This window comes from Nocardia aurea (assembly GCF_003123685.1).
In the GTDB taxonomy this organism is placed as follows: domain Bacteria; phylum Actinomycetota; class Actinomycetes; order Mycobacteriales; family Mycobacteriaceae; genus Nocardia; species Nocardia aurea.
Genome location: NZ_QCYJ01000020.1, coordinates 416,026 through 429,465, shown reverse-complemented (window position 1 = coordinate 429,465; position 13,440 = coordinate 416,026). Strand labels below are relative to the sequence as shown.

13 protein-coding genes and 2 tRNA genes are annotated in these 13,440 nt (G+C 67.5%); 8 read left to right on the top strand and 7 right to left on the bottom strand.

Translation table 11 applies throughout. From position 1 onward, the window contains the following. The first annotated feature begins 56 nt into the window (after positions 1-56). Together ctaJ and DAT37_RS07190 are read left to right on the top strand one after the other, a co-directional pair. Positions 57-332 (top strand): aa3-type cytochrome oxidase subunit CtaJ, encoded by a 276-nt coding sequence (ctaJ, locus tag DAT37_RS07195; RefSeq protein WP_109523876.1) that lies wholly within the window; start codon positions 57-59, stop codon positions 330-332. Next, positions 319-783, top strand: coding sequence for a DUF5130 family protein (locus DAT37_RS07190; RefSeq protein WP_232839561.1), 465 nt, complete (start codon positions 319-321; stop codon positions 781-783). The genes ctaJ and DAT37_RS07190 overlap by 14 nt, the downstream gene beginning before the upstream one ends. A gap of 79 nt (positions 784-862) precedes the next feature. On the opposite strand, the gene pepN is transcribed toward DAT37_RS07190, so the two are convergent. Then, a complete protein-coding gene (gene pepN, locus DAT37_RS07185) occupies positions 863-3,451 on the bottom strand; it encodes an aminopeptidase N (RefSeq protein WP_109523874.1) in 2,589 nt (862 codons plus the stop codon). 191 nt (positions 3,452-3,642) lie between these two features. On the opposite strand from pepN, the gene DAT37_RS07180 reads away from it, so the two are divergent. After that, complete coding sequence (locus DAT37_RS07180) at positions 3,643-4,467, top strand: phosphoribosylaminoimidazolesuccinocarboxamide synthase (protein ID WP_109524002.1); 825 nt, start codon at positions 3,643-3,645, stop codon at positions 4,465-4,467. A gap of 4 nt (positions 4,468-4,471) precedes the next feature. Here the strand turns inward: DAT37_RS07180 and DAT37_RS07175 are convergent, their stop codons facing one another. From DAT37_RS07175 to DAT37_RS07160, 4 genes are all read right to left on the bottom strand, one after another. Beyond that, on the bottom strand, positions 4,472-4,954 hold the full coding sequence (locus DAT37_RS07175; protein WP_109523873.1) for an NUDIX domain-containing protein: 483 nt from the start codon (positions 4,952-4,954) through the stop codon (positions 4,472-4,474). A 50-nt stretch (positions 4,955-5,004) separates the two neighbouring features. Next, a complete protein-coding gene (locus DAT37_RS07170) occupies positions 5,005-6,225 on the bottom strand; it encodes an RNA polymerase sigma factor (protein WP_109524001.1) in 1,221 nt (406 codons plus the stop codon). A gap of 23 nt (positions 6,226-6,248) precedes the next feature. Further along, entirely contained in the window at positions 6,249-6,647 is a 399-nt protein-coding gene (locus tag DAT37_RS07165; protein ID WP_198654130.1) for a YciI family protein, read from the bottom strand. Between the two features lie 106 nt (positions 6,648-6,753). Beyond that, complete coding sequence (locus DAT37_RS07160; protein WP_109523872.1) at positions 6,754-7,986, bottom strand: NAD(P)/FAD-dependent oxidoreductase; 1,233 nt, start codon at positions 7,984-7,986, stop codon at positions 6,754-6,756. A gap of 211 nt (positions 7,987-8,197) precedes the next feature. Between DAT37_RS07160 and DAT37_RS07155 the strand changes: the two genes are divergently transcribed. Continuing rightward, positions 8,198-8,842: a mycothiol-dependent nitroreductase Rv2466c family protein gene (locus DAT37_RS07155; protein ID WP_109523871.1), complete on the top strand. Its 645-nt coding sequence runs from the start codon at positions 8,198-8,200 to the stop codon at positions 8,840-8,842. A gap of 119 nt (positions 8,843-8,961) precedes the next feature. Here the strand turns inward: DAT37_RS07155 and DAT37_RS07150 are convergent, their stop codons facing one another. Then, the gene (locus DAT37_RS07150) at positions 8,962-9,906 is read right to left on the bottom strand and encodes a M48 family metalloprotease (protein ID WP_109523999.1); all 945 of its coding nucleotides are present in this window, start codon (positions 9,904-9,906) and stop codon (positions 8,962-8,964) included. Between the two features lie 267 nt (positions 9,907-10,173). On the opposite strand from DAT37_RS07150, the gene DAT37_RS07145 reads away from it, so the two are divergent. Continuing rightward, entirely contained in the window at positions 10,174-10,641 is a 468-nt protein-coding gene (locus DAT37_RS07145; protein ID WP_109523870.1) for a ribose-5-phosphate isomerase, read from the top strand. A 5-nt stretch (positions 10,642-10,646) separates the two neighbouring features. Further along, a complete protein-coding gene (locus tag DAT37_RS07140; RefSeq protein ID WP_109523869.1) occupies positions 10,647-11,462 on the top strand; it encodes an Fpg/Nei family DNA glycosylase in 816 nt (271 codons plus the stop codon). Between the two features lie 227 nt (positions 11,463-11,689). Here DAT37_RS07140 and DAT37_RS07135 read toward each other — a convergent pair whose 3' ends face one another. Further along, complete coding sequence (locus tag DAT37_RS07135; protein ID WP_109523868.1) at positions 11,690-12,643, bottom strand: GGDEF domain-containing protein; 954 nt, start codon at positions 12,641-12,643, stop codon at positions 11,690-11,692. 548 nt (positions 12,644-13,191) lie between these two features. On the opposite strand from DAT37_RS07135, the gene DAT37_RS07130 reads away from it, so the two are divergent. Continuing rightward, positions 13,192-13,265: transfer RNA gene (locus DAT37_RS07130), tRNA-Gly, on the top strand. A gap of 44 nt (positions 13,266-13,309) precedes the next feature. Continuing rightward, a tRNA-Pro gene (locus tag DAT37_RS07125) sits at positions 13,310-13,383 on the top strand. Positions 13,384-13,440 lie beyond the last annotated feature (57 nt).

Genomic DNA, 13,440 nt, shown 5'->3' with positions numbered 1-13,440 from the left:
GCGTCGCGGTACGACCAGTGGATGATCTACTACAGGCGATCGGATACCGTTGATCCGTGAGCATTCTCGAGACAGTGCTGATCTTCGGCGCGATCCCGCTGGTGATCTATGGCGCGATCGCCGGATTGTCGTATCTCGGCAAGCCACTCGCTGGTGATAAACCGGCCCATTTCGACCTCGGTCAGAAGTGGACCCAGCCGCCGGTGTTGTGGAGTGCCACCGACGAGGTGACCGGACACGGCCACCACGGCGAAGCGCCGCATGGCGGTCACGCGGCTATCGAAGCCGCCGGGGCGAATCTGATCGGAGGCCGGGCAAGTGGCAAATTCTAAGTGGCCCGCGGTGGTCGAATCCGACCTGCCGCACGGATACGCCCTCACCAGCAGTGGCCGGGTCTCGGGTGTGCACGAGGCCGGTGACGTGTTCAAGGAGGTGCCGTTCAGCGACGACGAACGGCTCGCCATCGATAACGCGCTCACCAAGGCGACCAGGGCGACCAACACGCGTTTCAACGTCTACATCGGCGATCTGGGGTCGGACTCGGCCGCGGGCGCGGACGCGATCTTCCCCGCGACGCCCGACGCGGCGCGTTCGGTACTGATCGCCGTCTCCCCGAACGACAAGGCCATCGAGGTCCGTGCGGGCATCGACGTGCCGGTCCGCGCCAAGGACCGCATGTGCCAGCTCGGCGCCACCGCCGCGCGGGACTCGTTCAAGCGTGGCGACCTGATCGACGGTCTGCGCTCGGCGATCGAGGTCATGGTCGGCGAATTCAGGCGCTGAGACCCGCTCCTACCCGTACACGTTCGTGTGCTCATCGGGGTGAACCGTTTCCGGTTCACCCCGTTTCGCGTCCTCGTGCCTATTCGGCGTCCGCGGCCCGGGCGCGCAGCGACCGCTCGATACCGGCCTTACCTTCGCTGACCAGGCGACGCAGGGCGGGCGGGTGGTCGCCCGACAGGAATTTGTCGGCGATGGCGACCGCCTCGTCGCTGATGGCCCACGACGGGTACAGCCCGATGACGACCGTCTGCGCCACCTCGCTCGAGCGACGTTCCCAGACACCGGGCACATCGGCGAAGTACCGCTCGACATAGGACTCGAGCAACTCACCCTGGCCCGCGGGGGCGAACCCGCCGACGATGGAACGGGCGGTGATGTTGGGGACGGCGTCGTCGCCCATCACCGTGGCCCACGCCTGTTCCTTGACCTCGGCGATCGGGCGCGCGGTGGCCGCCGCCGCGGCCTGCCGCTTACCCGCCGCGGTGGGATCGTTGGCGAGTTCCTGGTCGATGACCGGGGTTTCGGTGCCGTCGCCGTCGATATCGCCCGCGGCGGCCAGCGCGGTCACGATGCGCCAGCGCAGGTCGGTATCGATGTCGAGACCGTTCAGCCCCGCCGCCGCTGGATCGGTGTCGAGCAGTGCGCGCAGCACCTCGGTGTGGCGTGGATCGAGTTTCGCAGCGGTCAGCGAGTTGACGAACGCCAGTTGGTGATCCGAACCGGGTTCGGCCGCTCGGGCCGCCGCCAGCAGGGTGTCGGCGAATTCGGACCAGCCCTTGTCGGCCGCCCAGCCCGGATCGGCGTAGCTGCCGATCGCGGTGTTGGCCTGCATCAGGAGGCGTTGCACCACACCGATTTCCGATTCGGCGCCGACGCCGCGCTGGACCAGGGCGACGAAATCGCGCGCCCGCATCTCGGCCTGCCGGGTCATCTCCCACGCCGCCGACCAGGCCAGCGTGCGCGGCAGCGGTTCGACGATCTCGTGGATGCGATGCAGGACGACGTCGAGCGAATCCGGGTCGAGCCGCACCGAGCAGTAGGTGAGGTCGTCGTCGTTGACGAGGACGAACTGTCCGCGCTCCACACCGACGAGTTCGGGCACGTCGGTGCGCTCGGCCGCCTCCAGATCGAGTTCGACCCGGTTGGTGCGCACCAGTTTTCCGTCCCGCTCGCCGTAGACACCGATGGCGAGCCGGTGGACGCGCTGCTCACCGGCGCCGGGATGCGCGCCTTCCTGGACGACGGAGAAGCGGGTGAAGCGTCCGTCGGCGTCGACGTCGAAATCGGGACGGAGAATGTTGAGCCCGGTGGTCTTGAGCCATTGCGCGCCCCAGGTCGACAGGTCGCGGCCCGAGGATTTCTCCAGCGCCGCGAGCAGGTCGTCGAAGGTCGCGTTGCCGTAGGCGTGGTCGGCGAAATACGCGCGCAGACCGGCGAGGAACGGTTCGAGGCCGACGTAGGCGACGAGTTGTTTCAGTACCGAAGCGCCCTTGGCGTAGGTGATTCCGTCGAAGTTGACCTCGACGGCCGCCAAGTCGGGGATATCGGCGGCGATGGGATGGGTCGAGGGCAGCTGATCCTGGCGGTAGGCCCAGGACTTCTCCACATTCGCGAAGGTGGTCCAGGCATTGGTGTATTCGGTCGCCTCGGACTGGCACAGCACCGAGGCGAAGGTGGCGAAGGACTCGTTGAGCCACAGATCGTCCCACCACTTCATGGTGACCAGATCGCCGAACCACATGTGCGCCATCTCGTGCAGCACGGTTTCGGCGCGACGTTCGTAGGAGGCCCTGGTCACCTTGGACCGGAAGACGTAATCCTCCAGGAAGGTCACCGCGCCCGCGTTCTCCATCGCGCCCGCGTTGAACTCGGGGACGAAGAGCTGGTCGTATTTGCCGAAGGCGTAGGGCACGCCGAAATTGGCGTGGTAGAAGCCGAAACCCTGTTTGGTCTCGGTGAACAGGCGCTCGGCGTCCATGTGTCCGGCCAGCGACGCGCGGCAGTAGATGCCGAGCGGGATGGTGCCGTGATCGTCGGTGTAGACGTCGGTCCATTCCGCGTACGGGCCCGCGATGAGAGCGACCAGGTAGGTGCTCAGACGCGGTGTGGTGCGGAACCGGTGGTGGCCGGGTTCGGCGGCGGTGGTTTCGGCGGGCTCGACGGTCGCGCCGTTGGAGATGACCTTCCAATCCGCAGCGGCGGTCACCGAGATATCGAAGGTGGCCTTCAGATCGGGCTGGTCGAAGCAGGCGAACATGCGCTTGGCGTCGGCGGTCTCGAACTGCGAGTAGAGATAGACCGCGTCGTCGGTCGGGTCGACGAAACGGTGCAGGCCCTCACCGGTGTGGGAGTACTCGCAGTCGGCCTCGACGACCAGTTCGTTGCGTTCGGCGAGGCCGGTGAGCGTGAGTCCGGTCGACTCGTCGTAACCCGACACGTCGACCGGGTCGCCGTTGAGCACCGCGCCACGCACCTGGCGAGCGACGATATCGATGAATGTGCTCGCGCCCGGCGTCGCGGTGAAGGTGACGGTGGTGCGCGAGGAGAAGGTATGTTCGCCCGGTTTGCCCGACCCGTCGGTCAGATCGAGTTCGATGCGGTAGTTCTCGACCTGCACTGTCGCTGCGCGTTCGATCGCCTGTTCGCGAGTCAGGTTGGGTGCGGACATGAGTCTCCTTCGTGGTCGAAGAACGGCACGGGCAGCACCCACAATGCCACCACTGCGTGGCCGCTCGCGCGGGACTTTCTCCGCCAACACTATCGGTCCGAACGGGGGCCGCGTCGCTCAGCCGTTGCCGCCACGGCGGTATTGTTCGTGTGCAGCGCAGGTTCATCAGCAACGGATTCGGAGGCTCGACGTTGAAGCATGTGCACGCCGGGAAGGTGCGCGACCTGTACGAGGACGGCGACACCCTGCTGCTCGTCGCTTCCGATCGGGTCTCGGTGTACGACGTGGTCCTGCCGACGCCGATCCCCGGCAAGGGCACGCTGCTGACCCAGCTGTCGAACTGGTGGTTCGACTATTTCTCCGATGTGCCCAATCACGTGGTCTCGGCCACCGACGTGCCGGCGGAATTCGCGGGCCGCGGCATCCGGGTGAAACCGCTGAAGATGATCCAGGTCGAATGCATCGCCCGGGGCTACCTGACCGGCGGCGGCTTGAAGGAGTACCTGAGCACCGGGACCGTGTCCGGGATCGCGCTGCCGCCCGGTCTGCGCGACGGCGACAAACTGCCCGAACCGATCTTCACGCCGACGAGCAAGGCCTCGGTGGGGCACGACGAACCCATCACCTTCGCCGACGTGGTGAATCAGGAGGGGCGCGAGGTCGCGGAGAAATTGCGCGACACCACCCTCGACATCTACCTGCGCGGCGCCGCGCACGCGGCGGCGGCGGGGGTTGTCATCGCCGACACCAAATTCGAATTCGGCTGGGACGGTGACGTTTTCACCCTCGGTGACGAGGTGCTGACCTCGGATTCGTCGCGTTTCTGGCCCGCCGATCAGTGGGAGCCGGGCCGCACCCAGCCCTCCTTCGACAAGCAGTTCGTCCGCGACTGGGCGACCTCGACCGGCTGGGACAAGGAACCGCCCGGCCCCGAGATCCCGGCCGATATCGTCGAGGTGACGCGCCGCAAGTACGCCGAGGCCTACGAACTCATCACCGGCCGCACCTGGAACTGACGGACTACTCGCCGCGCAGTATCCGCGCGAGGCGGTCCAGGTACGGACGCTGGCCCTTGCCCAGTTTGTCGTTGGCGGTGGTCAGATCGAACCAGTCGGCGCGATCGATCTCGGGAAATTCGGCCATTCGCCCGCTTCGCGGCGGCCACTCCATCTCGAACATGCCCGGCACCACCAGACTCGGATCGAGATCGCCCTCGACCGCCCACACCGTGACGGTCTTGCTGTGGGCGCCGCTGCCGTAGCGGACGTCGCCGAGCGGGATCCATTCGCCCTCGGGCACGGGAAGTCCCAGCTCCTCGGTGAATTCGCGGCTCGCGGCGGCGCGGGCGTCCTCTTCGCCCGCCACGTACTCGCCCTTCGGGATCGACCACGCGCCGTCGTCCTTGCGGGCGAAGTACGGCCCGCCCATATGTCCGATGAGGACTTCGGTGCCGTCCGCGCCGCGACGGAACAGAAGTACTCCCGCACTGGTTTTGTCTGCCACGCGAGCAGTCTGCCCGTTCGCGTCGCGCGTCGCGCAGCCGCCCTGTGCCGTCAGCCGGGGTGTCGCTCGTGCAGCCGCGCGGCCCGCAGGGTCAGGTAATCACGTTCCGGGGTGCTGGTGGTGCGTCCCGCGGCGGCGGTGTACGCGGCGACGGCGGCCGTGCGGTCGCCCGCCATCTCGTGCAGGTGACCACGCACCGCGTCGAGCCGGTGGTTGTCGGCCAGCGATTTGTCCAGGGTGTCGGTGACGGCGAGTCCGGCGGCCGGGCCGTGCACCATCGCGACCGCGACGGCGCGATTGAGCGTCACCATCGGGTTGGGAGCCAGGTGCTCGAACAGGGTGTACAGATCGAGGATGCGCGGCCAGTCGGTGTCGCCGGCCCGTAATGCCTTGGCGTGCAGGACCGCGATCGCCGCCTGTACCTGGTAGGGACCGGACAGGCCGTGGGCGAGTGTGCCCGTGGTCAGCCGGATACCCTCGCCGATATCGGCCCGATTCCACAGCGCCCTGTTCTGCTCGGCGAGCGGAATCAGCTCCCCGTAACGCCCGGTGCGGGCCGCGCGCCTGGCGTCGGTGAGCAGCATCAGGGCCAGCAGGCCGGTCACCTCGGTGTCGTCCGGCAGCAGCCGGTGGATGGCACGGGTCAGCCGGATCGCCTCGCCGGACAGATCGGTGCGATGCAGATCGGGTCCGGCGCTGCGGGTGTGCCCCTCGGTGAAGATCAGGTAAAGCACGTGCAGGACCGGGCCGAGACGTTCCCGCCACGCCGCGTCGCCGGGACGGGCGAAGGGGCGGTCCAGCGTCGACAAGCGCTTCTTCGCGCGCGAGATCCGCTGCGCCATGGTCGCTTCGGGCAGCAGGAAGGCGTGCGCGATCTCGGCGGTGGTGAGCCCGCCGACCGCGCGCAGTGTCAGCGCGATCGAACTGGCCGAGCTCAGCGCGGGGTGGCAGCACAGGAAATAGGTAGCCAGGGTGTCGTCTCGGTCGATCGTCTCCTGATCGGTCACCTCGCGATCGGCGACGGCGCTCTCCCTGCGCCTGCGCGCCACCTCCGCCCGAATCGCGTCGGCCATGCGCCGCTGCGCCACCTGGATCAACCAGCCGCGCGGATTCTCCGGCACGCCGTCGCCCGGCCACTGCGTCGCCGCGGCCAGCAGTGCCTCCTGCAACGCGTCCTCGGCGGTGTCGAAATCACCGAAACGCCGGACCAGGGTGCCGAGGACCTGCGGCGCGAGCTCGCGCAGCAGGTCCTCCGACGCCCGCGAAACGATCTCGGTCACCGGTGCGGGGCCGGTTACTGTCCGGCGGGCGCGCTCATGACCGCCCGCACCTCGATGCGTTCCCCGATCGGCGCACCGCCGGGACCGGGCGCCGCCGACGCCTGCGCGGCGATCTCGATCGCGCGCTCCGGGCTGTCTACATCGACAATCCAATATCCGGCCAGGAATTCCTTGGTCTCGGGAAACGGACCGTCGGTGACCACCGGCGCCGAACGTCCGTCGGAATTCACCACGCGCGCCTCGTCGGGGCCCGCGAGCCCCTGGGCGTCGACCAGTTCGCCGGAGCGGGTGAGTTGTTCGCCGAGCGCCTTCTGGAATTCCATATGCGCCACGATGTCCTCCGGCGCCCATTCGTTGATCGGGATGTCGCAGTTCGCGGCTTCGCTGTAGGTCTTCAGCAGCATGTATTTCACGGTTCGGCTCCTTGCCGGTCGGCGCGTCCTCGAGACGCTCTCGACGGTAGGTCGGAACCGCCCCCGCGCTCTCGACGTACCCGCCGATCGCATGGAGTGATATGGATCACAGGGGAGTGGAAGTATCGGCCAGTTCGTCCGGATCGACGGGATCACCGGCGGTGACGAGTTCCTTGATCCGGTCGGTCACATCCCACACGTTGACGTTCATCCCGGCCAGCACCCTGTTATCCGAGTCGAGCCAGAACGCGACGAATTCCCGCTTCGACGTGTCGCCACGCACCACCACCCGGTCGTAATCGCCCGGCGCGGCGTATCCGGTGTATTCCATGCCCAGGTCGTACTGGTCGGTGAAGAAGTAGGGCAGCCGGTCGTAGGACGCCGATTTGCCGAGCATGGTCGCGGCGGCCACGGCGGGCTGGTTGAGCGCGTTGGCCCAATGCTCCACTCTGATTCGGCGATTCAGCAGCGGATGGGATTGTTCGGCGATATCGCCGACGGCGACGATATCGGGATCACTGGTCAGCAGATTCGCGTCCACGAGTACGCCGCCGTCGACCGCGAGACCGGCATCGGCCGCGAGTTCGATATTCGGCCGCGCGCCCACCGCGACCAGGATCGCGTCCGCGCTGACGGTGCTGCCGTCGCCGAGCCGCAAACCGTCGGCCAGCTGGGCCTCACCGGTGTCGTGGGTGGTGATCTCGGTGACCTGGGTGCCCAGCCGCAGATCGACACCGTGGGAGGTGTGCAGGTCGGCGAAGACCGCGCCCATCTCCGCTCCCAGCGCGCCGAGCAGCGGCTGCTCCGCGGATTCGACGATGGTGACGTCGAGACCGGCGCCGCGTGCCGCCGCGGCCACCTCGAGGCCGATCCAGCCCGCGCCGACGATGGCGAGGCTGTTGCTCTGGTTGAACAGCTCGATGAGGGTGTCGGAATCGGCGATCGTGCGCAAGGTGTACACATTGGGCGCGTCGATGCCGGTCAGCGGCGGCTTACGCGGTGTCGAACCGGTCGCGAGCGCCAGTTTGTCGTAGTCGAGGGTCGACCCGTCCGGCAGCGTGACGGTTTTCGCGGTCCGGTCGATCGCGGTGACGGTGGTGCCGAGCCGGAGATCGATGTGGTGGTCGCGGTACCACTGGGCCGGATCGACGGTGAACTCGTCGAGGGATTTCTTGCCGAGCAGGTGTTCCTTGGACAACGGTGGCCGTTCGTACGGCAGATGCTCCTCGGCGGACAAGACGGTCACCGTGCCGTCGAAATCGTTGTCCCGCAGGGCTTCGGCGAGTTTGGCCGCTGCGAGGCCACCGCCGACGATGACGAAACGACGTTGCGAGGTCATTGCGGACTCCTTGTCTCGGACTCCCGCGTGCGGGACTCGTGGGAACCGGCTTCCTGCCCATCGAGCTTACTGACATCGTTCGCGCCCGATCGCGGATCCGGACATCGGCGAGAAATCCGTGGCATGGGAACGAATCGTGGGACGACATGGTTGCTCCACATAGCGGCGCTGTGATCGCCGCCTCCTAGCACGCGAATCGAGAGGACCACCCGTGACCGACACGGCGAAGAGAGATGTTGCCGACTTCTGGTTCGACCCACTGTGCCCGTGGTGCTGGATCACCTCCCGCTGGATCCTCGAGGTCGAGAAGGTCCGCGATATCGATGCGAACTTCCACGTCATGAGCCTGTCGGTGCTCAACGAGGATCGCGAGGGCCTGCCCGACCAGTACAAGGAACTGCTGGCGACCGGCTGGGGTCCGGTGCGCGTGGCGATCGCCGCCGCGCAACAGCACGGCGACAAGGTGCTGTCCCCGCTCTACACCGCGTTGGGTACCCGCATCCACGAGCGCAAGGACGAGTACGAGCGTCCGACGCGCGCCGAATCGCTGGCCGCCGTCATCGCCGACTCGCTGGCCGAGGTCGGCTTGCCCGCCGATCTGGCGAAGGCCGCCGAGAGTACCGAGTACGACGAGGCGCTGCGGGTGAGTCATCACGCCGGTATGGACAAGGTCGGCCCCGATGTCGGCACGCCGACCATCCACGTCAACGGGATCGCCTTCTTCGGTCCGGTGCTCTCGCGCATTCCGCGCGGCGAGGACGCGGGCAAGGTGTGGGACGGCGTGGTCGCGCTGGCGTCCTACCCGCACTTCTTCGAATTGAAGCGGACCAGGACCGAGAACCCGGAATTCCACTGACCGGGTAGTGGTGTGGCGGCGGTGTCGCCACACCACGGACGGTGTGCGGGAGCGCCCCGGGCCGCTGATTGCCCCCGCGGCTCGGAATCGGACTGCTCCCAACTGGGCGAACCCGATCGCTAGTACTGATTCGGCGGTGGGTAGGTCCCCTGCGGCGGATAACCGCCCTGCGGGGGATAGCCGCCCGGCTGTGGAATCCCGCTGTGCGGAGGGTAATTACGGCCCGGCGGGAAAGCGTCCGCGGGCGGCAGGAACCCGGCGTTCGGTGGCAGCGCGGGTTTACGATTCGGCCGCCACAGCAGGTTCCCGTGCCTGCTCCGGTCGCGCAACGCCCACATGCGCCAGGTCAGCACCGGATGGCTGACCAGACCGTTGTAGAGCCACACGAAGAATCCGCGTTCCACGGGCGCGCGATCGGCCATCTCGTCGTACCCGACCAGCGCGTTGAGGTACTTGCCCCCGGCGAGGGTGCGCATCGCGCCCGAGGCGCCCTGGTGGCGGTAGCAGTAACCGTGATTGTCGGCGGTGTACTCCTGCGCGCGCTGCAACGATCCGCCGAGGATGGGCAGATACGGCACCGTGTACATGCCGAGCCAGCGCCAATAGGAGACGTGGCCCGCCGCGATATGTCCCACCTCGTGCCCGATGATGAACGCCAGCGCGTCGGGATCGCGTGCGGCGCCGCCGATTTCGAACAGATCGCTGTTGACCGCGACGAAACGCCGGAATCCGTGCCCCGAGGCGAAGGCGTTGATCGCGCCGTTGCCGAGCACCACGTACGCGTCGGGGACCGTCGTCATACCGAACCGGGCCGCCGCCTCGGTCACCATCCGGTGCGCGTCGGGGAACTGGGTCGGCGTGATCTTCACCCCGCTCGTGCGCAGGCTCGCGAAGAGCATGCCGCGCTGTAACCACAGGATCAGCGGCGCGAGGAGCAGCGGGGCCGAGAGTTGGAACGGGATCGAGCCGAGCACGGTCAGCAGCACCCCGAGCACGAAGAACAGCGCCGTGAGCACCACCACGACCGTCAGCAGCGGTATCTCGAGAATGTGGCGGGCGGGCATGCCGAACGGCGAGAGGCCCCGAGTGTGCTGGGTCGGTCCGGCCGGGGGACCGCTGGTCGGCGCGGGTGTCTGGTATCCCGGCGCCCATCCCGGCGGTCCGACCGCCGGGTTCCAACCGGCCAGACCCGTCACCGGATTCGAACCGCCCTGTTCGCCATCGGGTTCCGGGTGCGGTTTCGACAGTGGAAGGTCATCGGACTGCATGGTCATGCACTGTATTCATCCCCTCACGTCGTCGCCGTTAACGGGCCTGAGAGAATCGCCTCCATGCGCGTATACCTGGGTGCCGATCACGCCGGTTTCGAACTGAAGAATCACGTCAAGGCCCATCTGGAGCAGGCGGGCCACGAGGTCGTCGACTGCGGCGCCCTCGAGTACGACGCACTCGACGACTATCCCGCCTTCTGCATCGAGGCGGCCCGGCGCACGGTGGCCGATCCCGGCAGCCTCGGCCTGGTGTTCGGCGGCAGCGGCAACGGTGAGCAGATCGCCGCCAACAAGGTGCCGGGCGCTCGCTGCGCGCTTGCCTGGAGTGTGGAGACCGCCCAGCTGGCGCGTCAGCACAACAACGCCCAGTTGATCGGTGTCGGTGGCCGGATGCACAGCACCGAGGAAGCCCTCGCCATCGTCGACGCGTTCCTGTCGGCCTCGTGGTCGGACGAGGAACGTCATCAGCGCCGCATCGACATCCTGGCCGAATACGAGAAGACCGGCGTTCCGCCCGCCATCGGCTGATCCGCATGCCGGAAGGGCACACCCTGCATCGGCTGGCGCTGCTGCACCGCGAGCGGTTCGTCGGGGCGGCGGTGCGGGTGTCCAGCCCGCAGGGCAGATTCGCCGAGGGCGCGGCGCTGATCGACGGACGGGTGCTGACCGGGTCCGAGGCGCACGGAAAACATCTGCTGCACCACTACGAGTCCGGTGTGACGGTGCATATCCACCTCGGTCTCTACGGGAAGTTCTACGACTCGGCCCTCCCGATGGCCGCGCCGGTCGGTCAGGTCAGGATGCGGATGATCGGCGCGGGTGAGCGCGGCGAATCCGGTTTCGGGACCGATCTGCGCGGCCCCAACGCCTGCGAGATCCTCACCCCGCCCGAGGTGGAGGCGCTGGCCGATCGGCTCGGCGCCGATCCGCTGCGCGCCGACGCCGATCCGGAGCAACCCCTGCGAAGGATCCGTCGTTCGCGCAGGCCGATCGGCGCGCTGCTGATGGACCAGGCGGTGATCGCCGGTGTCGGCAACGTCTACCGGGCCGAAGTGCTTTTCCGGCACGGCATCTCGCCGTACCGGCCGGGCAGCGGGGTGAGCGCCGAGGAGTGGGGCGCGATCTGGGCCGATCTGGTGGAGTTGATGCCGGTGGGCGTGGCGACCGGTCTCATGCACGTGGTGCGGCCCGAACACGATCACGGCGAGCCGTCCTACGCGCCGGACCGGCCGAGAACCTACGTCTACCGACGCGCGGGCGCCGCCTGCCGGGTCTGCGGTGCGACGGTGGTGCACGCGGTACTGGAAGGTCGAAATCTGTTCTGGTGTCCGAACTGTCAGCCAGGGTGACGGCGGTCGGAGAACTGGCCGCGCGTCGGCGGATGATGTCCCTGAGTGGTCGAACGCGAGCGGTCGGTGTGCGCGGATCGAAGAGGTCGTGCTGCCCGTCGGGCGGGCGGTGAACGGGGCTCAGCGTGCCCCTGCGGGACGAAACAGCCCGTGCGGTAGTCGATTACTCCCGGCCGGTGCGGCGGCGGCAGCGCGCCCGTGGGCATCGATGGCCTTCGTACCGGAGATCAGCCTGCGACGGCGTCGATCTCCGGGTCGTCGGAGTCCGAGAAGGCGAAGCGGCGGCCACCCGCTGTTTTGGCCGAGTACATCGCGCGATCGGCGCGACGAAGCAGATCCGTGAAATCGCACCGGGTTCCGGGCGGATTGTGGGCGGTGCCGACACTGGCCGATACCGGGACCGGCCCCGCGGTCGACCACACCGGATCGCGCAGTGCCAGCACGATTCGGTGCGCGATCTCGGCCACCGTGTGGTAATCGCGGTTGACCGCGAGCACGAATTCGTCACCGCCGTAACGGCAGATCACCGTGTCGGGCGGACAGGTCTCGCGCAGCCGGTTGGCCAGCTCGACGAGCACCTCGTCGCCGACCGCGTGCCCGTATCCGTCGTTGATCTGCTTGAACCGGTCCAGATCGATGAGCAGCAGCCCGACATCGCTGTTCGGGTCCGCCGCCATGCGCGCCACCTTGTCCTGGAGCAGGGTGCGGTTGGCGAGGTCGGTGAGCGCGTCGTGAGTCGCCTCGTGCCGCAGCCGATGCTGGAGCGCGGCGATCTCCTGGACGCGCTGGGACACCTGCGCGGAGATCTGGTGCTTCTGCTGGTCGAGCGCGCGTTCCTGGAGGGCCTGGGCATAGCTGTCGATGGCCTGGCTGGCGATGAACGGCCAGCGGGTGGCGACCAGCGATCCCGGTCTGCCGGAGGGGAAACCGAGGAGCCAACGGCTGGCCTGGGCCAGCATCCTGGTCCGCTCGAAGGGCGGTTCCGCGAGCAGCGCGCCGAGCTGCCTCGCCTCGGGCACGGGGAAAGGTTCGGATTTGGCCAGCTCGAGTAGGCGGCCGACGATCTGGATCAGGACGGGTTCCAAGTGCTGCGGTGACGTGTGGGAGCCGGGCTCCGCGCAGACCGCACGTGCCCAGGCGCGCGCCATCGCGCCGACGGGTGGTTCGATGTCCGCTGGCATCGCACTCACCCGGCGTGGGTGACGTCGGTACCCGGGTGCCCTGTGCGAGCACAGGTGCCGGCCTCACCCCGATCACTACTGCTATGCGGTTGGGCCCACCGAGCTCGGTGCACGTTCACCGCCCCCTTTCCAGATACCCCCGTCCGGCAAAAAGGATCCTAGCAAGCCACTCGGGCCTGAAAAACGGCGTTTAACAACGAGTTTTCGGTCCTTGGCGAGCGGCGATCGGATGTGTGATCGTTTCGGGCGCCCGGTTGTTACACATCAATTCCGGTTCGCTGGAGAGTCGCGCCGTGACACGCCGATCGTGTGCTGAGAACACCGTTGTTCTCGGCCCGGTGTCCGGCGTGCACCCCGTGATCCCCGTGTCGATCAGCGTGACACACCCGGGCCCGATCCGGGGGCTTGTGACCTATCTACGCCATCGGACATCTCGATGATCTGCCACACGGGCGCCGGGAAAGGAGGCGATTGGCATTTTGCCGGGGTGATTCGGTACAGTCGGTGCGCACACGACATCGTGGCGATCCCATCGGTGTCGTATGCCTGCGGGTGTAGTTCAATGGTAGAACCTCAGCCTTCCAAGCTGATGGTGCGGGTTCGATTCCCGTCACCCGCTCCACGCAGTAATTCATCCTCGACGTCGGCCGATCCGCGACGAGGTCACGGGGTGTAGCGCAGCTTGGTAGCGCATCCGCTTTGGGAGCGGAGGGTCGCAGGTTCAAATCCTGTCACCCCGACACAGTTTCGATTCTTCCGGCCCTGATCAGCGGCCGTGCCTGAAGCCATCGATGAGT